This window comes from Paenibacillus sp. Y660 (assembly GCF_057221575.1).
This window is the reverse complement of sequence record NZ_JBXBBJ010000008.1, coordinates 133,963-158,474: the sequence shown is the minus strand read 5'-3', so window position 1 is coordinate 158,474 and position 24,512 is coordinate 133,963. Positions and strand designations below refer to the sequence as shown.

The 24,512-nt window shown below is 45.1% G+C and carries 13 protein-coding genes; all 13 read right to left on the bottom strand.

Translation table 11 applies throughout. The annotated features are described in order from the left end of the window. Nucleotides 1-120: 120 nt before the first annotated feature. The 13 genes from AC2TDN_RS12270 to fabZ all read right to left on the bottom strand — a co-directional run bounded on the left by AC2TDN_RS12270 (nt 121) and on the right by fabZ (nt 24,429). Nucleotides 121-4,500: an Ig-like domain-containing protein gene (locus AC2TDN_RS12270; RefSeq protein WP_484688181.1), complete on the bottom strand. Its 4,380-nt coding sequence runs from the start codon at nt 4,498-4,500 to the stop codon at nt 121-123. Between the two features lie 164 nt (nt 4,501-4,664). Further along, on the bottom strand, nt 4,665-5,879 hold the full coding sequence (metK, locus tag AC2TDN_RS12265; protein WP_482068209.1) for a methionine adenosyltransferase: 1,215 nt from the start codon (nt 5,877-5,879) through the stop codon (nt 4,665-4,667). Nucleotides 5,880-6,041: 162 nt separating this feature from the next. Then, complete coding sequence (locus tag AC2TDN_RS12260) at nt 6,042-6,311, bottom strand: alpha/beta-type small acid-soluble spore protein (RefSeq protein WP_482068208.1); 270 nt, start codon at nt 6,309-6,311, stop codon at nt 6,042-6,044. 113 nt (nt 6,312-6,424) lie between these two features. Next, nucleotides 6,425-6,904 (bottom strand): hypothetical protein, encoded by a 480-nt coding sequence (locus AC2TDN_RS12255; RefSeq protein ID WP_484688200.1) that lies wholly within the window; start codon nt 6,902-6,904, stop codon nt 6,425-6,427. A 91-nt stretch (nt 6,905-6,995) separates the two neighbouring features. After that, nucleotides 6,996-9,098: a hypothetical protein gene (locus AC2TDN_RS12250; RefSeq protein ID WP_484688180.1), complete on the bottom strand. Its 2,103-nt coding sequence runs from the start codon at nt 9,096-9,098 to the stop codon at nt 6,996-6,998. A 202-nt stretch (nt 9,099-9,300) separates the two neighbouring features. After that, nucleotides 9,301-12,033, bottom strand: coding sequence for an S-layer homology domain-containing protein (locus AC2TDN_RS12245; protein WP_484688179.1), 2,733 nt, complete (start codon nt 12,031-12,033; stop codon nt 9,301-9,303). A gap of 491 nt (nt 12,034-12,524) precedes the next feature. Then, on the bottom strand, nt 12,525-16,643 hold the full coding sequence (locus tag AC2TDN_RS12240; RefSeq protein WP_484688178.1) for an S-layer homology domain-containing protein: 4,119 nt from the start codon (nt 16,641-16,643) through the stop codon (nt 12,525-12,527). Nucleotides 16,644-16,903: 260 nt separating this feature from the next. Further along, nucleotides 16,904-18,046, bottom strand: coding sequence for a glycosyltransferase family 4 protein (locus AC2TDN_RS12235; protein WP_484688177.1), 1,143 nt, complete (start codon nt 18,044-18,046; stop codon nt 16,904-16,906). Between the two features lie 103 nt (nt 18,047-18,149). Continuing rightward, a complete protein-coding gene (locus tag AC2TDN_RS12230; protein WP_484688199.1) occupies nt 18,150-18,854 on the bottom strand; it encodes a WecB/TagA/CpsF family glycosyltransferase in 705 nt (234 codons plus the stop codon). 64 nt (nt 18,855-18,918) lie between these two features. Beyond that, the gene (csaB, locus tag AC2TDN_RS12225; RefSeq protein ID WP_482068203.1) at nt 18,919-20,097 is read right to left on the bottom strand and encodes a polysaccharide pyruvyl transferase CsaB; all 1,179 of its coding nucleotides are present in this window, start codon (nt 20,095-20,097) and stop codon (nt 18,919-18,921) included. After that, nucleotides 20,061-22,205, bottom strand: a complete 2,145-nt coding sequence (locus AC2TDN_RS12220; RefSeq protein ID WP_484688176.1) for a DUF5693 family protein — start codon at nt 22,203-22,205, stop codon at nt 20,061-20,063. The genes csaB and AC2TDN_RS12220 overlap by 37 nt, the downstream gene beginning before the upstream one ends. Nucleotides 22,206-22,240: 35 nt before the next feature. Then, the gene (locus tag AC2TDN_RS12215) at nt 22,241-23,965 is read right to left on the bottom strand and encodes a phospho-sugar mutase (RefSeq protein WP_484688175.1); all 1,725 of its coding nucleotides are present in this window, start codon (nt 23,963-23,965) and stop codon (nt 22,241-22,243) included. A gap of 32 nt (nt 23,966-23,997) precedes the next feature. Beyond that, entirely contained in the window at nt 23,998-24,429 is a 432-nt protein-coding gene (gene fabZ / locus AC2TDN_RS12210; protein ID WP_056631018.1) for a 3-hydroxyacyl-ACP dehydratase FabZ, read from the bottom strand. Nucleotides 24,430-24,512: the final 83 nt, after the last annotated feature.

Sequence of the window (24,512 nt, the reverse complement as noted above, 5' to 3'; positions counted from 1 at the left end):
GAAAAGTTACGTCTGATAAAAGAGTGCTATCGTATTATATAAACCGATAGATATCAGCTATGCAATCAAAAAGGCTCAGTCCGCATAAAAGATGCGCGGTCTGAGCCTTCGTATTTTATATTATGGGGTCAAAAACTTCACCTTTTGCAGCAAACGCAATAGCATAACCGATCCTTCTGCCCGGGTCGCATTGGTTTGCGGACTCAATGTCGTCGCTGTTTTACCGCTTATGACACCGATATATATCGATTTCGCTACATCGGTCCGTGCCCATGCGCCAACTTGACCCCGATCCGCATACTTCTGGAGATAGGAAGCTGCTGATTGAGGGAGCTGTACATTTAAGCCAGCTGCACTAGCGGCTCTAATCATCATAGCGGCCATTTCCTGGCGCGTAATCGGATTGTTCGGCTTAAAGGTGCCATCCGTGTTGCCTGCTACGATCCCCGCGGCTGAAGCCGCTCCAATATAAGCCCCCATTGCGGTACCCGTATTAATATCCTTGAATTTTGCAGCTGCTGCACTGTCGCTGTTCAGGCCAAGCCCTTTCGCTATATAGGTTGCAAACTCACCGCGCGTAATTGCTTTATTAGGCTCAAACTTTGTTGCTGTTCGGCCTTCTACGATGAATTTCCGAGACAACGTATGAATATTGGCTGCTGCCCAGTGCATAGTTAAATCCGAGAAGCTGGATGAATTCGCAACAAGCGCATAAGAGCTGTTGCCTTTCCGCTTGAACGCCGCTGTCGTCTTTTCTCCGGTTGTCGTTAGCTCAGTCGGAACATAGGATAGCTCCCCTAAGGCTGGGTCGAACCATACCACCGCTGCCCTGCTCGTGTCGACAGCTTGATTGGTTTGAATTGTGCGCGACACATAGCCGTTGAAATCATTCAAAGGCTTCTGCACAGAACCGCTCACAGCAGTAACATCAAAGTGATACGGGCCAGCTAGCATCGAGATATTGGAACTGTTTATTTTCGAGCTTAGATTGCTGGTCACCGTCGATAAACCTTGATCGATACGAATGAGCAATTGCCCTGATGAGGAACTACCATTAAGCAAAGTATTCATTTTCGCAAAATCCCTATCCGTCAACTGCAGCTCATAAGCAACATCGCCGTACTGAACAGCAAATACGGAATTAGCATATATGCGATTCGCCATATTCAGCGTGCTTATCGGTACAGAAACAATCGCCGCATTTTCTGATGCAGGCACTTTAAATGCTACTCGAGGAGTGGCTATGCCGGCTGTTCGAACGGTTTGAAAAGCTGTAAGCAACTTATCATACGGCAGCGTATAGCGGTTGGCTTGTACGCCAGCAGGCGAGGTATCCCTAGTCGCAGTCGCAGCGGACGTCTTTAGTCCAATTCCGCCGCCAGCGGATTCTTCATAATCGCCTGATAACCCATCCAGAATTGTGGTTTGATTAGCAGCGCTTATATTCGAAAAGCTATTGATCATCGTACCGCTATTCGTTCGAAGGCCGGTCGAATTTGAATGATAAGTTACGGTTACGGCCTCGCCTGTTGCAACTGGTGCGGCTAACCTTAATATTACGGATGACCCGCTTAACTCTACACGCGATACCAATCGTATGGCACTGTTAGCTTTCACTAGAAATTGAGAAATAGAAGGAACATATCCGCTATTCAACGATTCTGCAAAAGTCAAAGTAACGGTGTAGCCTTTTGCAATGACGCCATAAATCGTTCCGTTTTGTCCACCGCTGCTCCCGCCGCCAGAAGTAACATTCGTAAATGACGATGAAGCATTGCCTGCCAAATCCAAAATTAACGACATCGCGGCCAAATAGGATACGGACACCACTTGTCCATTAGTTATGACAGATGAAAGTGTTAATAGCACAGTATCGCCTGTAACATTGACTTGCTGAACAGGACGTACGCTGCTATCGACCATTACATTAAACTGACCAACGGCAGGCACGCTTTGTGTATTTAAGCTCTTGTTGTATTTTAATGTGACGATGTTACTGCTAACACTGATGTATTGCAGAGTCGGCGTACTCGTATCAGGCACACTATAAAGACTATAATTATTAAATGCAGCCAAGTAATTGCCTGACTTATCCCGTACCGGGTGAGAACCAGGTGCATAGGTTACATAAACATTTTGATAATTTTGAATCGATCCATTAATCGTAAGCAAAATATTGCTGCCCGTGCTTGAAATTGATGTCGTGCTGTATTTAACACCGCCGATGCTAACAGAAAATTGCAGATAGGCATAGCTGTTTACCGGTGATAATTCTTTATTAAAAGATAATGTAATTGAGCTGCCAGAAGCGTTGCCGCTTATGACTGAAGGTGCTGTGACATCTTTCGCGCCCGATACATCCTGATTAACAATGCTGACTGCTTCATTATCTGAGGTATCTTGAATCAGCCCTACTGTCGCCTTCGAGTAGGACAGCTTCACCTGCTGTCCAGCCACGATGGGACTTGATACCGTAAGCGTGACTGCTTCTCCTCGAACCTGGACGCCTGTCACCGATCGTGGTGCCCCATTAACCGTCACATAGAAGCTTCCCGTAGAAGGGATCTTATGTACATTCAGCTCTTCATTGTAGGTCAATGTAATCGTTGATCCACTCCACTCAAGCTTACTTAAGACAGGAGCCGTATTATCGGAGCCATATGTCTGAAACGTCCACTGATACTCATTAAGTATACCAGCAAAATTGTTTCCGGCCAGATCGGTCACCGCGCTTGCATCAATCGTCACATAATAGGTAGTTTTTGGATCAAAATTCTTTGTCGGCGTGATGACTAGAACATTATTATTATTGCCATCTACATAAAAGTTACCCGGAATCGGCTTCAACGTGCTATCGCCGATAGGATTAAACATAATCGAGCCTGTTGCGCCTTTCTTAATGGCTTCGCTGAACGTTGCCGTAAAGGCTTGACTAAGACTAACAGAAACTGCGTTGTTCAACGGATGCAATAACGATAGTGTTGGTCTTACCGTATCCTGTGAAACCGTGAAGGACCAAGTTGTAGATGCAGAAATTCCGGAATAGTAATTTTCTGCCGCATCGCGAATGGCACGATTGCCAATGGTGACATCATATTTGGTGTTATTTACGAACGCCTTCTCAGCCTCGCCGGTAATGGCTTTATTCGGATCAATCGTAATTTGATAGGTTCCGCCTCCCGTGATCCGCTCCGAAGTCACTGGAATCGACCGGAACAATGCCCCGGTTGCCGAATCCCTAATTTCGATCGCTCCGCTGTTCAGAAATACGGGTTCATTAAAAGTGATCTGCAAAAGTGAGTTCAAGCTGCTGATCGATCCACCGGCAGCCGGTGATACGGCTGTTGCAGCAGGCGGAATGTTCTCATAGCCGGGATTTGTACTGAAATTCCAAACGGATGCACCTGCAATCCCGTGATACCATTGATCTCCGCTCGGATCTGGTTGTGTAAAAGCACCCGCCTCGATTAATACATAATAAGCCGTATTTGCCTCCAGATTAGTGGCAGGTTTAATACTCACCTGATTATTCGTGATGGTTACTTTAGATGAAATAGCACTAAATCGCTCAAAGGTGGTATTATTGCTAACCCTGCGTATTTCGATAAATTTATCGGCACGCGGCTGAACGTTTTTGTCGAAAGTAATCGTGAGCGTCGCATCAGGCGCCACGGATGTCGCATTGTCTGAAGGAATCAACGCAGACACATTCACCGGTGCCGTATCTGTTGCAAAGCTCCACGTGATGCCGTTAAAAAGATTCCCTAACGCATCTTGAAATGCTGTATTCGGGATCGTCACGGAATACGCTGTGCTTGGCTGCAGCGCTGCCGGAGGCTGTATGACGATCTGGTTCGTGCCGCTGCCTCTTACCGCGTTTGAGGTAACCGCAATCGATCTATTATCCTCTGATGAATTCATTTGAATGTTTCCGCTTGCAACATACACCGGCTCGTTAAAGGTAATGATAATCGGAGTAGTTACTGCAATGGGTGACGCTGTAGGTACTACGCCAGTATGTACAGGCTTCGTTATATCCACTTCGGCAACCGTTCGAAAATTCCAGCTTGTAGCGCTATTGATTCCTGCATAGCCAGCAGCATTCGAAGCATTAACAAATGCACCGGCATCAATCAAAACATAATAATTCGTATTTAAAGCGAAAATATTAGTCGGATCAACGGTTACTGTACGCTGCGTTGAATCAATTGAGATACGATCAGATGACAAAGGAATCCTTTCGACCAAATTACTCGTTGCATAATCATAAATGGATATGGACGTCGTATTAATCCCTTTGGTGACATTTTCATCAAAGGTCATTTTCAGATCAGCCGTTATCGATACGTTAATTAGATCATCAGCTGGTCTGAGACTTAATACGACTGGTCCTGCAGGTGCGGCAGCTGCTTGCTGCGGGGATGACGGCCAGCCTGCCAAGCTTAATTGGAGAAACAGCATTACGGCGATAAAGGAAGACAGCTTGCTGGTTCGATTCATTTCAATTCACTCCTCAAAAAATTACACTCGTACATTATTTGTCGGTATGTACACATGAAAAATTTAGGTTATTCCCCTTTTTTGTTCCTAATAACAAACAAAAAGCTATCCACGAGTAGTCTAACTACTTTGTGGATAGCTTTTGGTCCATTTATAATATAAGCTTATATTCCGCTTTGAACGCCGGCGTCTGCTTTAAGCTTCTCTGCTTTGTCAACGCGTTCCCAAGGAAGATCAACATCCGTACGGCCGAAGTGACCATATGCAGCTGTTTGTCTGTAGATTGGACGACGAAGATCAAGCATTTTGATAATGCCAGCTGGACGAAGGTCAAAGTTGCTATTGATAAGGTCAACGAGCTTATCTTCGCCGATTTTGCCTGTTCCATAAGTATCTACGTTGATCGATACAGGTTGTGCAACACCAATCGCATAAGCCAATTGGATTTCGCATTTGTCAGCAAGTCCTGCAGCAACGATGTTCTTAGCTACATAACGAGCCGCATAAGCTGCTGAGCGGTCAACTTTTGTAGGATCCTTGCCGGAGAATGCGCCGCCGCCATGACGAGCGTAGCCGCCATACGTATCAACGATAATTTTGCGGCCAGTCAAGCCTGCATCGCCTTGAGGTCCGCCGATTACGAAACGGCCTGTTGGGTTAATAAAGTATTTTGTATCCGCATCAAGCCATTCAACAGGGACAACTGGTTTAATGACATGCTCAAGAATATCCTGTTGGATTTGCTCTAGCGTAATTTCTTCCGCATGCTGAGTAGAAACGACAATCGTGTCTACGCGTACTGGTTTGCCGTCTGCGTATTCGATTGTAACCTGCGTTTTTCCATCTGGACGAAGGTATGCAAGCGTTTCGTTCTTACGAACTTCAGACAAGCGGCGTGCAATGCGGTGTGACAAAGCGATTGGAAGCGGCATAAGCTCAGGTGTTTCATTCGTAGCAAAACCGAACATAAGACCTTGATCGCCTGCGCCGATATCTTCGTTCTCTTGCTTCATATCCTTGCCATCACGAGTCTCAAGCGCTGCGTTAACGCCTTGTGCAATATCAGCCGACTGCTCATTAAGCGATGTCAAAACCGCACATGTGCTGGAGTCAAAGCCGTATTTGGCACGTGTATAGCCAATTTCCTTAATTGTGCGGCGTGCGATTGCTGAAATATCAACATAATCCGCACGACTGCTGATTTCACCAATTACCAAAACAAGACCTGTAGCGACAGAAACCTCACAAGCGACACGCGCGAATGGGTCTGCCTCAAGGAATGCATCTAAGACAGCATCGGATATTTGATCACAGATCTTATCCGGATGGCCTTCAGTTACTGATTCCGATGTGAACAAATGGCGTCCTTTAACCGACATCCATATCAACCTCCTATAACCTTAATATGAAATAAGTGCGAACATTCTACACAAAAAATGAACCTTTTCCCGGAGGAAAAGGTTGTTTAACAACTCTTCTAAGACAGTATGATACCGAAAATGTCGCTTTGTGTCAATGGAAGTCGAGATTTCCAGTATTTGCTAGTATCCACCAAGCACAGATTCTGCTTTTGCAATCAACCTTCTTGTAATCTCTCCACCTACTGAACCAGCTTGTCGTGTGGAAAGTGATGACCAATGCACGCTTTGTCCAGAGCCAGAGGAAGCTCCAAGCTCACCCGCAAATTCAGTATCTGCGCCAGTGCCTGCATAGGCTCCGGACGTTAACCCAAATTCTGCTGCGATTTCATATTTCAATTGATTAAGCGCTGCTTTACTTTGTTGCACTACCACTTTATTCGAACGACTCATGAAATGACACCTCCAAATGAATGTAGAACACATATGTATTGTGTATCAAGCCATCATTTTCGAAGCGTATAATCTATTGTCAGTACGGGTAAAATGTAGAGCATCTATCCATATTATTGCAAAGTGTAGCTGCCTTTAACCAAAACCGTAAGACCGTTCTTCTGATTGGGATCAGGTAGAATGCCGCGGCCTGCACGTGGGAATAACAACAAGTGGTTTGTAGGGACAGCTTGTCCCTTAGTCAAATCAGTCCCGCCCGTAAGATCAGCAATACCGCTGGCATCAGAGCTGTATGCAATTGCTTTCCCTACGCGCACAATGACCTCAGCGCCTTGTCCTGCCATTAAAATCTTGCCTGCGGGTATCGATACGACTTCCAATGCTGAGTCTGTTGATGGCGCCGTACCGCCGCCTACAGAGCCTGCGCCCAATTTTGCCAACTGCTCGTCCACATAGCTTTTGGTAACAACTGGATCCTCTACAGAGCCTGGCGAAGTGTTAATTCCATCAGCTTCGATGGCATTAGAATTCATCATTCCAATTGCCAGTCCTGTTGATACTAATACAGCTCCAATAGCAAGCCTTACTATCATTTTTTTCAACTTATGAAACCTCCTAGCAAAAAAAGCGGATATCTCTTTACGATACCCGATTTTCGCCTCTTAAACTAGTAAAATTATTACATTACTTCACTGCTGGATCAGCCCAGTTTAGATAAGGAGACCATTTGATTTGTTTTGTAACTAGCCTTATCTTAAATCCGTTTATCTCTTCATAAATACTTACATTAAATGTTGGTGAAATCAACTTACTAGACATATTCTGAACAATATTCGTATAGTTGCTGCCGGATTTCCATACATACTGACCAGATGCTGCTTCAATTTCAAAAGGTACTTGCAGCATAACTAAATTAGTCGATATATCCTCGAAAAATATACTGAACTTCTTATTCGTGAATCCATCATAGCTAGTATCGCGTGTAACCGTACCGTTAAGATCCACATCAATTGTTGTATCATTTAAGAAAGCAATAATATTATCGATATTAATGGTGTAAGCACCAATTTTTAGATTATTGAAGATATTTGTCGTTTGCAGTGGCAATGGCAGGGCATAACGTGCTGCATTAACATATCCTTTGACAGTAGCATCCGTTGTTTTCACGATACCCTCGTCATTGTAGGCTAATCCCAATACGAGACTTGCGTTAGCAAGATCTACTTCCTTCGGCAACTCTGCAGTTACAAGCACTTGCTCTTTTTTCGATGCGTTGATTAAATTGTTCGTTTTAATAATAGACACCGTATACTTATTTCCTGCTGTCGTTTCTAGATAACCTGCCAATCTCGAAGTTGCATTTGCAGTCTCTTGATTGTTAGTTACATCCAAATATGCTGCATACAAATTATTCGTGGATCCTTCTAATACTTTAACTTCCGTAACCTTTGCAGTAAACTTCTGTCCAAACGTATCGATGATATTCTCTCCACCAATAGCAACGGTCTTATTCGTAAGAGGAGCGGGTGTATTCAATGAAGTTAGCTCACGCTGCGTTTCGCCTTCCTTCTCGAATAGCTTAAGCTTCAAATCAGTCAGAGAAGTGCTGGTTGGTACTGTACCCGTGTAATAAATTGAAATGGAACCGCCTGCAGCCAAGGATACCTGTGAATCCGATAAAATAGCTTTTGTAGGTATTTCTGCATTATTGCCTAAATACAGAGCACCTGAAATCTTAGGAACTGGCGCTGTTTTAGTTCCGGCATTTTTAATTTCCATTTTGCTAATAATATTAACTTCATTCAACCAAGAGTAACGTTCAATTGAACTTACTTTTACATTATAGGAGTAATCGCCACTCACATAAGCGTAATTATTCGCTGTTGTTGCTGATGCTGCATTCAAGCTCAAATGAAACTTCACCACAGGCAGCGTGATCGCAGTTGCTGCCTCACCAACTGACTGCGTAACGACCAGCTTTAAACCTGTGCTTGAAATGGCTTTAGGCAGCGAAACGGATAGTTTTACATTTTCCAATATTTTCGAACGTAATATAATACCTTGTGCAGCATCAGTGGTCGTCTTAATCTGATACATGGCACCGTTGTTCGCTTGAAGATAGAATGAAAGGTTCGACAAAGTCACTTCAAAATTTTCTGTATTTCTCATCGCCAATTCCACGTTAACGACATTATTATCTGTACCTTTGGAAATTGTCGATTTATTGATTCTCATGTTTATGACCGCATTATTTATTTTGGAGCCTTTATAACCATTAACTTTAACGTCATTGGAGTAAGATGTTGGGAATGTAAACGTGCCTAATTGTTTTTCATAGCCGGCAACCGAGAAGTCGAATTTAATCACATTTAAAACAAGATTACTCAATGAAACAGATGCTGGGACCTCACTGTAGAAAGTAAGTGTAACAGTCGACTTAGCAGGGACACTCTTTTTAGTCTTATCGCTTTCAATCAAATTCGCTACATACTTCGTGCCGCTTGTAGATTTCAAGCGAACCCAATAATCTCGCAAATTAATCGGAGCGCTGCCGCCATTGTAGAACGTAATCGCAAAGCTTGCCATTCTTCCTTTGCTGCTCGGAATAATATCCGCATTTTCAAGCTTCACATATGAGTTGCTCGTTATGTACACCGGTTTAAAGGCTGCTACAGCGGCTGCCGCATTACTGTTGGATGGTAAAGACGGCAGTAAAAGAGCCATTATCAACAATATGGCTAAAGCAAGCTGGCTCTTTAAAAATCTTTTTCTTGGTAAACTGTTCATAATTTTTAATCACTCCGTATCTTTTTTTATATAGACGTAAAAAGCATGCAATAGGTTTCGTTTTCTCAAAAACTATTTATTGTTCCCTCCAATCACTTCACTTTATCGCTCATTTATTATATCAAGAATATATGAATGATGTATGAACACACAAAAAAGAATCCGGTGAGTTTCCTCACCGGATTCCTTCATTTAGTATTAATTATTTCTTTTTAACAAGAACGATTGCTTTTGCAAGTGTGAAGTTACCATAGCTATCATCGCCAATTACAGCAATGGAGTATTTAGTAAGATCAGTTTCACTAGCATAAGCAGTTACATCTGCAAAGATACCATCAGTAGTCAATGTGTTATTAACTTTGTCATTGATGTAGATTGCAGTTGCGCTGTTTACATAGTATGGCTTAGTAACACCATCAAGTTTCAGTGTACCATCAGCAAGACTAGTTCCACCGAGTGTAACATCGATGTGTTTAACAGCATCGATTTTCTCTAGAGTATCATATGCATTGCTCGCTATTTCAAGTTCACCACCTGCGTCTTTTACCACAGAGTCTTTCAGTTGAACAAGAGTTCTGGAATCTTTGTGGTATACAGAGCTGCTAGCAGATGGGTTAGTATCTACAATTGCTTTGTAGATCGCTGCGCCTTCAGTACCAGTAAGTTTAAATGTTTCGTTTGTGCCTTTGATGTTAAGAACTACAGAGTAGTCGTCACCGCTTTTGTTAGCCGAAACGAATAGACCGTTTTTAGTTTCTTTAGCATCTTTAGCGCCTTTTTTAGTGATCAAAACGTACTTAGCAAATGTTGAGTTGTTCTCAGTAATGATATTAACGCTATTACCTGCAGACAGGTTAGCCAAGCTGCTTGTAGATACTCCACGATCACCAGCATCTTTTGTAAGGCTAGCTGCGTCAGAAGCATCCAAAACGATTGTGTTTTCGTTAATATCATAAGTTACATTTGAACCATTGTTTTTAGATACTTTCAAAGTTTTTTCATTCTTTTCAGTAACCAAAGTATCCGTAGTCAATTCAGTAACACTTGTGATACCAGAAATACTGTTATCAGTTTCTTTCAATTTCCAGATAACGATAGCTCCAAGGTCGTTATCAAATGGAGTCGTAACAACTGGAGTTTTGTCAACATCGTCACCAACAATGATAGTAGTACCGTTATCGGCATCAGGGTTGCTGTCATTCCAAGTTTTAACATTAAGTTCTACATTTTTAGTTGCATTTTCTTTAATAGAGTAGTATTTGAATACATCCTTAGCAGTTGAGAATGCATCGGATCCTTTCACATTACCTTTCACATTAAGAATAACGCCATACTTCGCATCAGAAGTTCCACCGCTCAACAAATCAGCGCCAGCAATTTTACCGTCTTTGTTCAAGAACAGTTTGTACGAAGCGTCTTTAGTCAAGTCTTTCGGACCAGTAGATGTAATTGCATAGGTTTTTCCGTCAACTGTGTAGCTAACAGTACCATCTGCTGTAGTTGTTTTGCTAGCGATTTTACCTTCAACAACAGTACGTGTTGCAGTGATTTTAACTGCTACTTTATCTTTGTTGTTAACAATGTCAAGAACATCGTTTTTAACAAGATCAGTTACAGCTTTCACTTCGCCATTGATTGTTACCGAAGTAGTATCAGCAATGTTTACAGAGTTGTTTTTAGTAAGAACGCGTGCTTTAGTTGTAGCAGTTGCTGCAACATAAGAATCAAATAGTGCATTAGAAGTGTTTACTTTTGTAAATGTAACTGCGCGAATTTTACCAACAACACCTGCAGTAACGTTTGCAGTTGTGTTGTCATACAAGAACACAGAAACTGCAGTGTCCTTAGCAACCGGCAAATCACCAGCTACAACAGAATCGCTGTTTACATAGTAAGCAGAAGATGTTACTGTGTCATACTTGCTTACAGCTGAACCGATTTTAACTTCAACTTGGCTTGAAGTGCTTTTGAATTCAGCGTTAAGTGTACCAGAAACTACATTGTCAGCAGTTTGGTTATCCGTAATAGCGCGGATTTTACCGTCTTTATCAGTAAGAACTGTCAAGTTGTGAGCAAGAAGGTCAGACAAAGTTTTGCCGCCAGTAATGATAAATTTAGCTGCCAATGTTTTTGGAACGTTGTTCAAAACGATACGGCCGTTTGAATCAAGAACTGCAGAGTTCAAAACTTGCTCCGAAGTTGTTCCAAGACGTGAAATCAGCAATTTACCAGTGTTGCTGTACAATTGTGCGTCAGCATTCCACTCAACTAGGTTTTCACCAAGTGCGTTGCTTACTAGTTGTGCAACTACACCACGTGTAGTAACAGTTCCTTGTGCAAGCGTTGTTTTGTCGAATAGGTTAAGTGATTCAGCTTTCAACAAAACATTGTATGGCCAAGCGCCAGTCAAGTTTTTGTCTTGGTAGCCAAGAGCACGAACAATGATAGCTGTTACTTCTTCAAACTTGATGTTGTCGCTAGGACGGAATTTTCCAGTTCCTTTGTCGCCAAGCAAGAAGCCTTTACCAGCAGCTACGTTTATGTAGCCAGTGTACCATTCGTTTGTTTTAACATCTTTAAATTGCGATTTAACGTTTTGAAGTGCTTTAGCAGCAGATTCGCTACCAGTTGCAGAAACGATTACTTTTGCCAATTCTGCGCGAGTAATGTTGTTTTCTGGTTTGAAAGTACCATCTGCGTAACCTTGAAGGATATCAAGTGCTGTAAGCTCTTCGATTGCGGATTGGTTTGGTTTACCTACCACATCAGATGGCGTTGTAGTTGCTGCAAAAGCTGTAAGAGATGTTGGAAGTACTAACGCTGCCGATAGTACAAATGCTGCTATTTTTTTCTTCATAACCTTTATTTCTCCTCCTCTAAATACATGCGGTTGTTGAGAGTTTTGTTTAAATAGTGAATTGCTCTTTTCCCTCATAGCTGATTCACCCCCTTTCCAGAGTTGAGCATAGATTTGATATAAATGATGTCCACGATCATGATAAACCCATTTGTAAAATCATGTCGTAGAAACTTGTAAAAAAGGCTAGAAAATTGCTAGAGTAGCGGCACCACTATAACATTATACAATGGGCAACTCATACCGTAAAGAGGAAGTTGAGAATTCATTCCAAATGGCAACCAGCAAGAGTAGGTCTAGCGCATCAAATCATGCGTTCGTTTCGACTTCATGTATTTAAACGCATGTGAGTGTGAAAAGTTGCGATGTTCTGAAAAAAACTTTTAAATTTTTTTCATTCGCGTTTTTCTCACCTTATGTATTCGCCTGCGCGTACTCTGTTTAGTACTTTGCTAGTATAGCTTGTTTTCATAGAGCTCGTCGATGCAAAACATTTTCCATGGATAATGTTTCACTTTATTTATTGACACAAAAACAGACCGACTCAACTGCCGGTCTGTTTTTGCTGCTTATTTGCTATAAATCTTAGGTAATTTCTTCAGATCAGTCATCACTCTAGCCATTATTATGGCTGCATCGCTGCGCAACAGCTTTGCTCTTGGTTCAAACACAGATCCAGACTTTGGATTATTAGAATCAGTTAATGAACCTTGGATAAAGCCTTTTTTCTGAATGGCCAAAACGGAAGGTATCGAATAATAGTCAAAGCTCCCGGAGTCCTTAAATTCCTTATCAAGTGCCGACTTTGCTTTTTTCGCGTCCGTCTCCATCTTCAGGTTCAATGCTCTTGCCAGAACAACGGATGCGTCTTGGCGAGAAAGCTCTACATCTTCATCGAAGAAGCCTGGTCTTGTGCCTCGAACAAAGCCTGCACGTGCTGCCGTCTCAATAAAACGATAGTCATAAATGGCATTTGCGTTATTAGCGTTAGTAATTGTCTCTGGGAAATAAGAGAAATGCATCGCTCCACCGTAGTTCATTGGAATGTCTAGCATACGAATGATCATACGCGTGAATTCACCGCGAGTTACGTAACGATCAGCTCCAAAGAAGCCAATAGGATCAATTGCGTTCATAACGCCCTTCGAATAGATAGCTTCCATAGCTTCTCGTGCATAAGGGTGGTCGTTAATGTCGTTATAACCGCGTGTAAGCTTAACGGCAACATAATATCCGAATTTTGTAAACGGCACAGTCACCGTATGTTTCTTATCATCTACGACACCGCCAATATTTTCCCATGTGCTATTGTAAGGATCAAAGCGGAATACCGTGATTGTCGTTCCCGCGCTTAGCGATACATTATTGTCATAGGCTAACGTAAGCTTGCCTGGCGCGGTTGGAGCAAGCTCAAGTCCAAATTTATTCCACCGTTTGGCAAAGCTATCGGTTGGCTTGCCAACTACGTTCGGAAACGGGAACGGATCTGTTCCTGTCGTCACGGGATCAAACGCCAGAGACGTTGGATCTGGATTATCTGCTTGCCCGCCATCTATCCAGTATAACGGACTTGCCTTTATGAATTGTCTAGCTTGATCTAGGAATCGAAACCCAATATGCAGGTTGCCTTCTGCCAAGCTATTTGCCGAATAGTTTGGCGGCTGGCTTTCAAATTCATGACGATCGACAATGCCGTCATTAGGGTTTGCGATAGCAAACAAAATATTGTTGCCGCTATATACTTGTCCTGAAAAATCCGTAGAAGAATTATAAGAAGGACGAACCAGCTTGCTGTTCTTCGCGAATGCTAGGACAAGCTTGCCGTCAAATACCTTATGCGAATTTTGCATCGTTTGCAAATATTGAGCGCCAGGAATATTTGCCGGCTGGTACACCATTTTAAAGGAGTCGTTAATTTTATCCTTGCCCCGCGTAATGGTAAATTTAATGTCATTTTCCTTATTCGGCTTGAGATCCTTAACCAACACGCTGAATGCATCTAAAATTAACGGCGTGCTCTGATTGTAATCTATGAATTTCACTTTCTTGGCAGCCTCTTTACCAACTGTTAGTGTGTCAGCGCCAGGTGACGAAATGATTACTTCGACAAAATTTTGGTTAGTCGTGCGTTTCTCAACTAGCGGCGCCAAGATCGAGAAAGGAATCGATGTCGCATCAATCTCCATTCGGTAGGCTGCCCGCGGGCCTGCCTCTCCGCTATTGAAGACGGTCATCACATAGACCTGGGAGCTGCCGTCTTCCGGCATCTTTTGCCTAGCAATATTAAAGTAGAAATATTGTTTCTCTACATCATAATAGAAATCAATTTGAGCATCTGGCGTCGAGACAACTTTTCCGGAATTGATTGGAGCTGCTCCGGTTAGTGGCACGCCCTTCTTTGTAGCCGTAAACTCCTTCGTAAGATCCCATTTGATATCGTTGCTCCAATTTGGCGATGAGATGCGGACAATATATTGCTCTTTGTCAGCCAAATTGGAATGTCCATTCCCATAATTGAATTCTCCGCCAAGATCAACGAAATCAAATGTACCATGAATCTTTAACTGAGCTTCTTTTGTCGTATAGATGCTGCCCTGTTTCGGGAAATTAGCATCGTTGGGAACCGGCTGCGACAGATTAGCGCTGTACGGGTAGACGCCGTCTGTATTAGGAGCCGGGATAACCGGCAAATTCGTAGGTGCAACACTAAATTTAAACGTATTTTCATAGTTGTTCTTTGCGGTACGGAAAACGAATTTTACAGTGTTCTCCCCCGCTTTGTTGAGTATGCTGAATATGGAAGCAGCTGTCCCCTTAGGCTTAAACGTTGTATTTGTTGTGTTTTTTTCCAAAGGAATTTCGACGTTATTAATGTAAAGGAATACCGTTTGTCCGGGATTATCATAATCGACTTCTGCCTCATTGGCTACATTAAATAATTGACCGTTAAAGAGACCAAGTTTATTTAATAAAATTAATGGATCTGTCTCTCTTACCGAATCGTAATCGACCTTCATCCCTGCAACAAGGGTATTGAATTTCACATAAGGTCCGTACAATAATTTTGCAATGATTGTTTTCACTTCATCTGAACCAAGTTGACCCGCATTTAATTTAAAAGTAATGGGGTTTGTACCCGATGTTGGCAGCTTATTGATCTCAACGAATAAGCGCAAAAACGGCGTCAATTGATTATTAACGGTGCGATAAACAATCTCGGTATGATTGATTTGCGTGAAGCCTGAATCTGCATCCGCTTGAAGCTTGCCGTTAATTTTCAGCAGATTCGTGAGGTTAGCACCAAGACTCGTATAGTTGCCGATCAATACCTCTACACCCATTGGCATGGAATATACATTTACGCCATCGCTTGGAATGTCTGTCCCTTGCAAGCCTTGAAGGCGGCCAGCGTTAGGCGGCGTCGTGTTCATGGATGCATCATAGCCTGACAAATAATTGATATCATGAATATAAGAAATGCTGCTGTTGCGTATGACAAAAGGGATCGCATCCGAGCTTTGGAATACTAATCCGTTAGGCGCAACCAATCGAAGCTGATTGGATTCGTCGAAAGCAAGTAAAGGCAAACTAAATTTATAGGACACCGTTATAAATTTAGTGGTGCTGACTATAGTTGCAGGTGAAAAGGTAACGGAACCCGGGATCGCAGAGATTGGTACTGAGGCAGCCGCACCCTTCTTCAGCTCCAAGCTTAACAAGGTTTCAAGATTTGCAGAACTAACAGGAATCTCTTCAGCCTTATTTCCATCATTATCAACATCCGACAAGTCATGCAATGGAAGAGGCAAGATTACATTACCCGATACTTGGATCGTATTTGCAGCAAACGAGTTTGTCGAGAAGTTCATATTCGGTTCTATTGCTGCAGTTTTAGGCGTTGCTGGCGCTATCGCTGACATCTTCAGATCGTAAAAAGTGACTTCCCCGTTATAAAAAGCGACCTCGCGCGTTGTCTCCACGATTTGCCCGTTATTGTGCACCTTCAGCACAATCGTATTGATCCCCTTCTCAATACTAAGCAAGGAGGTGCTGAACCTGCTGTCGCTTGTTGAGTTTGAAACATTAAAATCATAGCTTCTGCCGTTTATAACGACTGAAATCTTCTGAGCATTTGGCGCTTTACCCGAAATAACAATTTCTCCGTTTTGCTGTACGACAGGAGATGATGAGTAAAGCATCGTCGGTTGATCTTCCGGCATAGCATAATCTTTATTCTCAAATGTAGCCTTTAAATCATATAGCATTGGACTGTTGCGATATTCAATATAAATGGATTCGCTGACTGTTGAGGTGCCGGCTATCCCTTTAAACGTGATTTTGTTCAGACCAGGGAAAAGAGTAAGGTTAGCTATTACAATGCTGTTATCGCCGGCTGAAATGGAGATTCCAGTAGTAATCTCTTCGGTCGTATTCACTTCTCTTTCTATGGAGCCGTTCAATGTAATTTGTTTCACATTATAACTAATTGAATTTCCGACTACTCCGTTAATTTTTCCCTCAAGTCTTACCGATTGGCTGGATACAATACGAGCGCTTCCTGCAGATGCATTTTCATTTGAAAATAAGAAATATGAGCCTGCGGCCGAAGCTGGCTGTGAATTGCAGAACGGCGGCAACAATGTAATCAACAATGCCAGCGTGAGCGCCAATGAAAGTAATCTTTTCAAAACAATGTTCCTCCTTTATGTATATGACAAGCATGGGTATTAGAATATGAGATGGACTAGCGACTGTACAGCAAGCTTCCGAATAAACCTTCCTCCCTTTTCCTCTTTAGTCAGCTTTCGATCATTGCAGTTAGACACGCTGACTGCAGAAAAGTTCTGTATTGTTGTTATCGGTTTTTGGCTGCCATATTTTTAGTGAAAGGAGCAATTTAGCACAAAAAAAAGAGCTCTGAATCCCTCGCGGGAATCAAAGCTCTTGTTTATTTCGAACGGGATTCGGCGTCAACCTTGAGCCTAAGCCTCATTCGGTTTAAGAAGTTAATTAGCGGCCTGCGCGTTTTGTCTACGATCCCTGTTACTTCTGCGCCGATTTGCAGGAAGAACATCAGCAAGCAAATGACGGCGAAAGTGATCCAGTTCGCAGCGCTAGATTGCACGACTGCTGATTGCACGATAGCTAGTGCACCGAATATTGCAGCCACACCCCAAATGATCAATACCGTACGGCGATGGCTAAAGCCGAGGTCGCGCAGCCTGTGATGCAAATGGCCTTTGTCCGGCGCAAAAATCGGCCGCTTGTTCACCCACCGGCGAACGATGGCGAAGAAGGTATCCGAAAGCGGTACGCCGATAATTAGCAGCGGCGTTACGAATGATACGATCGTTACTTGCTTGAATCCAAGCATTGAAAGCGTTGCTAGGCTAAAGCCGAGAAACAGCGACCCCGAGTCGCCCATAAATATTTTTGCGGGATGAAAGTTGAATACGAGAAAACCTACGATTCCTCCAAGCAGCAGCGTGCTTAGCAGGATAACCGGTTGAAAGTCCATCAGAGATGCCATCACAACGATCGTTGCGATCGCAATGCCGGATACGCCTGCAGCGAGCCCGTCCAAACCGTCGATCAAGTTAATCGCATTCGTTACGCCAACGATCCATAGAATCGTAAGCGGAATGCTGATCCAGCCGGCAACCGGCTGCATCGATTCGCCGAACGGAATGTTCAGCAGGTCGATCTTTACATCAAAGCCGAATACGACAACGCATGCCGCTGCGATTTGGCCTAGAAGCTTAACTTTCGCCGAAAGCTCGAAGCGGTCATCGAAGGCTCCTAAAATAATGATCATCGTACCGCCGACCAGCAGCGCATTGATCATGTTTGAATCTTGAGGACGGAGCAAGCCGTCTGGAATAAACGGCGACAGAATAAAAAATGCGCCCACAAATGCAATATAAATAGCTAGACCGCCAAGACGCGGCATAATGCGCGTATGTACCTTGCGGTGGTTTGGTTTGTCTATTGCGCCTACTTTGAATGCGAATTTCTTAACAAGCGGCGTCATCGCAATGGCAAGTACTAAAGCGATTATGAACCCAATTGAATACAGCAAGCCAACAGGCATGTGTGCAACTCCCCTTTTTTCTCTACCGAAGTGAATTATACTCCGATTGAAAAAGAAACTCCAACTCCGTTTTTAACCAATTTTCATGGTTTTAACGAGATTTTCACGGTGTAGGCCTAGGTTTTGTTACGTTTTCTTTGTCGCGAAGCACTTTCACTACGAATTTCGGCAAAACAAGCATTCTTTTGTATCTTTTTGGCTCTTGAAGCAAGCGATAAAACCATTCCAAGCGAAGCTTTTGGAAAAGAATGGGAGCTCGTTTCAACTTGCCCGATACAACGTCAAAGCTTCCGCCGACGCCCATAATAAGAGGCACGTCTAATCTTTTCTTAAATTTAACAATCCATGGCTCTTGCGTATCCGCCCCGCGAGCAACGAACAACAAGTCCGGCGCTGCCTCGCGAATCGCTTCTACCACTTCCTCGTCCTGCTCCGGTCCAAAAAATCCGTTCCGATAGCCAACGATTCGCACCTGCGGATACTGCAGCTGCAGCTTCTCGGCCGCCGCTTCGATAACCTCCTGCGAGGTTCCGAGCAGATAGGCCTTCCATTTGCGCGATTCTCCCTGCTGAAAGAGGCGGTGCATCAGATCAAATCCCGTTACACGCTCAGCTACCGGATTGCCTACATGCTTAGCAGCCCATACGACACCTGCGCCGTCAGGAACAATGAGATCCGCGCGGCGGATCATCGCACTGTAATTCGAATCCTCGACCGCAGACATGATCATGATCGGATTAGCAGTAATGACGTGTGTTACGCGTCTCTTTTCAATAGCTTCTGTTAAATAATTAACCGTCTCATCCATGCTGGCCTTAGAGAACGGAATGCCGTATATCGGCACTGTCGGTATTTGTTTCGACAAGAGGAGCTCACCTCGATATGATATGACGCAATAAATGTACGATTTGTTGCGCCGGTTTTTGCGATTGTTGTTTTAACAGGTCGATTGCAGGCTTGTGCTTCGCTTGCCAGCCAGCTTTGTCCTCCAGCAGCGAGCACGCCGCGTCTGCAAATGCTTCGGCATCGAGCGCCTCCGTCGTGCCGATCGCACTTAGCCCTAATCGATTCAGGAACTGATCGATTTTGGGGTCGTAGGAGAGGCCAAGCATGGGAACCATTTGGCCTGCTGCATAGATGAGCGCATGGAGGCGCATGCCGAACAAAGCGTCGCACCGGCTGACCGCCAGCAGCATTTGCTGGGGGTCGTCGCCGGGCGCGGCCAGCTCGGCGGTGGAGCCGGAGCCGAGCCTGCCGCGCAGCCGTTCCATCACCTGCTCCGACGCCTGCGTGTCGGAGGGGGTGTGGAACGGCAGGAAGCGCAGCCGCACAGGCATGCGCTTCGAGAGCGCGACTAGCGCTTCGGCGGCGCGGGCGAGATCGCCGCCGTCGCTGCGCCAATGGCGCAGCGATACGCCGATAATCGGCGGCTCATTCGCGCTTAGCGAGTCTGCGGCTTGTCCAGCCGGCAAACTGCGCTGAGCTTCTTCATGCGCTTCTGCCGGGAGCGGCAAGCCCATAACTGGATCGGGAACGACATCGATCCGCTCTGCCGGTACGCCAATCCGCCCAAGCAATGCAGCGGATTCAGCATCGCGCACCGATACGTATGCGCTGCGCTTCATCACGCTGCGGATAAGCGGGTCCATCCAGCGGCGGTTCACAGGACCAATGCCCTGCGAATATGCAAAGGTTGGCTTGCCTAGCATCTGCGCCAGCTTCATGACTCCCGTATAATAAGGAATCGTCTTCGCGCTTGTTGCATCCTGCAGGAGGCTGCCGCCTCCGCTAATCAAGCCGTCGCTGCCTCGCAGCGCCTTCCACAAATCCGCAGGATGCATCCGCCTAACGGATTCAACCCCGTACATTTGGCTTGTCCAAGCCGGATCGGCCGACAAGACGATCGGCACGATCTGAACGCCCTGCGCCTCTCCTTCTTCCTCCAATGCAAGCAATATCGATCTGAGCACCGCTTCGTCACCGCTATTGCGAAAGCCATAATAGCCCGATATTACTATTCGACGAATTTGCGAACGATTGCCGGTGCCCATTTACGTATTGCTCCTTCCACTACCTGCCATGCCACGATCAAAATACAGCCTATAATTGCGCCTGCACCCAATCCGAGCAGCACTCGAATGATTGAAATGTAAAGCGGCGTATGAAGATGCGCAAACGTATCAACCATCGACAGCTGTCCTATCGAGCCGATAATGATAAACAGCCATGCTGCTCGGTATCGAAGCGATAAGAAAAGCCCCAGCAGAAATAGCGGATGCGCGAGCAAAAACTCCTTGAAACGCGGCCGAACGCCAAATGTCGATTCCAAAAAACGGCGGATAACCAGCTCAATCGAGGATACTTGACCGCTGTTGCCTGTACGAGACAGGTAGTAGTAGCCAATGATTCCGATCACTGCCGCCAAAATAATCCAAGTAAGCGTGATTGGCTTGGAAAGCAATGCTTTCAATCTGCCCATTGTGATCTGACTGTTGTAAAGGAACACATAAATGGCAACCAACGCAATTGGAGCCAAATGAAGCAAGCCTACTCCGCGGAATTGCTCCAGCTTCAAATAATACGTGATGTTGTTCAACAATCCGAATACAATCGGTACTGCCATAAGCGAGATCAACGTCGCTACGATAAACCAATTCAACGCGAGTCCAAAGCGTCTTCCGATGGACAATGCCGGGAAAAGCCATTTCATGCGGTTTCCATTCTCATATACAGCACCTGGCTGATGCGGGACCTGTCCTTGCTGACTGCGGCCCACGGACCAATCTGTTCCGCCAATGACTCGCCGTTCGCCAACCGTACGAGAATAGATCCGATTCATAACCCACACAAGCGCGAGCGTAGGCGCCGCGATTGCCGCACCTAGAGCAAGCCCCTGCTCCATAATCGAGCTGTTGAGCTTGTACAAGCCTGCGCTTCCGACAAGTCCGATAGCAAAGACCGGAATGTAAACGCCGGGTACAAACGCGCCAACGAGCAATGCTATAAGAGCGACAGCTCCTAAGGCAACGACCGCACGAACCGGTTTATTCCATGAAGGCTGCTCATAATCGAATGGCTTCGGCGTGCCTGGCGTAAAGCCTTCCTTCGCAAGCTTCGGGACAACGCCATCTTCTTCGCTCATCGCTTCGGCGAGCCTGTCCAAAGAATGAACAACCTTAGCTTTCTCGGTACTCGACTCTACCAATCCGTTGATGAAAAACATCCGGATATTGCGGTCCTTCGCCGCCAAAAGAAACCGATCCGAGATGGCGCTTGTTGTCATGGTCATCCCATCTTGTTCCGACAAGGAATATAACCTTACTGCATTATAGTTTGTAATATATGCTAATTTATTTATGCCTTCTTGCGGTTTTTTTAAATTTTCGATCACTGCGACGCCCATATCGTACTTATTCAGCAGCTCACCGAATTTATCCAGGCTATTGTCCATCGCTTGATCTGATGCGCCCTTTACAGAATCGCCATCAAATAACACGCGATTAATGCCGTAGCCCTTTAATTTTGCAAGAAGCGCATCTGTTGCTGATTGATCGTATGGCTTAACGCGGTCAGATAAGCGCGGCAGTATGCCAAGACCTGCGTCATGAATCGTTTGCAGCGACATCGGGTCAAAAGCCAATGTTTTCATAACCGCATCCGCGATTGGAATTTCGACAACCATACCGTTGCGGCCGCCGAATGACCAGTCGCTGTACGGAGCCTCCTCACGATCAAACACCTCGCGTAAAACCGGTCCTATCATCTCTTCTTCTTTGGAGCCATTAAATAAAATATAAGTAAAATTTTGGCCGGAAGCTTCGAACTTGCCTTGCAGCATCGCTGCATCCCTTGAGCTGTAATAAGTTAACCTGCCCGATAACTGCAGTTCCTTAAGCGAGCTCTCATAGACGGCCATCGTCGTAATGCCGGATTCCTTCAGCATCGCCAGCTTCTCTGTCAAGAAAGATTGCGGCCTAGCCTGCTTTTCCGCGACCTCTATAATATCGCGATAATCAAATACATATTCCACTTGCTTTGATGATTTTTCCGTTTCCAAACGAACGGCGCCGAGCGGCATTGCTGCCGCCACCCCGATTATTGCAATGACCCATAGTACAAACCTTGCTCGCCGATTCCATTGCTGCCAACGTAAAAACACGTCATTCCTCCGTTCTAAACAGGCTGATTATCGTTCTATTCGCTTTTGTCTACCCGTTCCATAACGGTTGTCTTCAACGTTTGCAGTGCAGCAGCGGCAGCATCCTTCGATTCGCCCTCGACAGCAAAATAAACCTTGATCTTCGGCTCTGTACCGGAAGGACGCAAGCAGAACCATGAGCCGTCCTCAAGCATATATTTCAATACGTTTTCTGGACGAAGTCCATCATGACCCTTGCCGTAATCAAGGACTTGCTCTACCTTCACGCCGCCAATTTCAACAGGCGGATTTTGACGCCAATCATCCATAATCGCACCGATTTTTTGTACGCCGTCAAAGCCTTTGAGCGTACGTGATTCCAAACCCTCTAAATAGAAGCCAAATTCAGCATAAAGCTCGAGCAATACATCATACAACGTTTTTCCTTGGCTGCTATAGTATGCCGCAGCCTCCGAAATCAATAACGCAGCAACGATAGCATCTTTATCACGCGCATAGGTTCCAGTTAGATAACCATAGCTCTCTTCATAGCCAAACAAGAAAGTGCGCTCGCCTGTTTGCTCATAGCTTGTCATTTTTTCTCCGATATATTTGAAGCCGGTCAGCGTATTCTCAACCTCTACCCCATACGAACGGGCAATATCCGCTCCCAATTCACTTGTGACGATTGTTTTAACCACAACGCCATTGTCCGGCAGCTGGCCGCGTTCCTTCAACTGACTAAGCACATAATGAACCATTAATGCACCGGACTGGTTGCCGGTAAGCACGACGTATTCGCCCTCGTTGTTCTTCACGACTGCACCCATACGGTCGGCATCAGGATCCGTACCAATAATGATATCGGCATCAACCTGCTGCGCGAGCTTGATCGCGAGCGTGAACGCTTCGCGCTCTTCAGGGTTGGGAGATTTCACCGTACTGAAATAGCCGTCTGGCTGCTCCTGCTCCGGCACGATGTGAACGTTGTTGAAGCCGACCTTTTTGAGCACTTCCCGAACTGGCATATTGCCTGTCCCGTGCAGCGGCGTAAAGACGACGCTGAACTTCTCGCCAATTCCACCTTTAATCAGATCTCCGTTCAAGCTTTGAGCAACTATCGTATCAATAAACTGTTGATCAGCTTCCTCGCCTAGCCAGCGAAGCAAGCCTTGAGCTTCTGCTTCCTCGCGGGATAGCCTTTTTACTTCATCGAAGCCGGCGATTTGACTGATAGCTGAAATAACCTGTTCAGCCTCCTCAGGAATAAGCTGGCAGCCGTCGGAGCCGTATGCTTTGTAGCCATTGTATTCAGGCGGATTATGGCTTGCCGTAATGACGATACCGCTGGAGGCCTTTAGCTCACGCACCGCATAGGAAAGCTGAGGTGTCGGGCGAAGCGCAGAAAACAAATAAGTAACAACGCCGTTGCCTGCAAGCACAAGCGCGGCATCCAGCGCAAACTCAGGCGAATAATTACGGGAATCATGAGCAATGACAACCGATGGGCTAGCCTCAGCCGATGCGCCAGCAAGCAGCCAGTTAGCAAGCCCTTGTGTCGCTTTGCCAACCGTATATGCGTTAAGACGGTTCGTTCCTGCGCCCATCACGCCGCGCAAGCCGCCTGTACCAAACTCAAGGTCACGATAGAAACGATCCGTAATTTCCTTCTCTTGCCCTTCAAGCCCGCGAAGCTCTTCCTTCGTCGCAGCATCGATAAGCGGATCATTAAGCCAAGCCTCGTATTTAGCAATAACGGTATCATTTGTTGGAGTTGTCATAATTATCAGCCTCTCTCATTCATGAATTTTAATTATGAAGGATTTGATAAAGCAAACATTAGCTCGCCTTCGGCAACGATTTGATCACCTACTCTTGCTGTCCCTTGCCCTTTTCCGATTGAACCTTTGAGCCTTGTAATTTGCACCTCTAGCGTCAGCGTATCCCCAGGCTTAACTTGACCGCGGAAGCGGAAACCGTCAATGCCCGCAAAAAAGCCCAGCTTGCCGCGATTGGCTTCAATCATGAGCATCGCAACAGTACCGACCTGCGCTAGCGCTTCAACAATAAGAACGCCAGGCATTACCGGATAGCCGGGGAAGTGACCCACAAAATAAGGCTCATTCATCGTTACATTTTTCAGACCGACAGCCCTAACGCCTGGCTCAACCTCCAAAATACGATCGATCAGCAGAAACGGCGGACGGTGCGGAATAATTTCTTGAATTTGATTAATGTCCAACATGTTAAAAAAAAGCCCCTTTCAAAGTTTGAGTAGTATAAAAACGGTGTATTTGTACGACACTAATCATATCCCTCATAAAACTG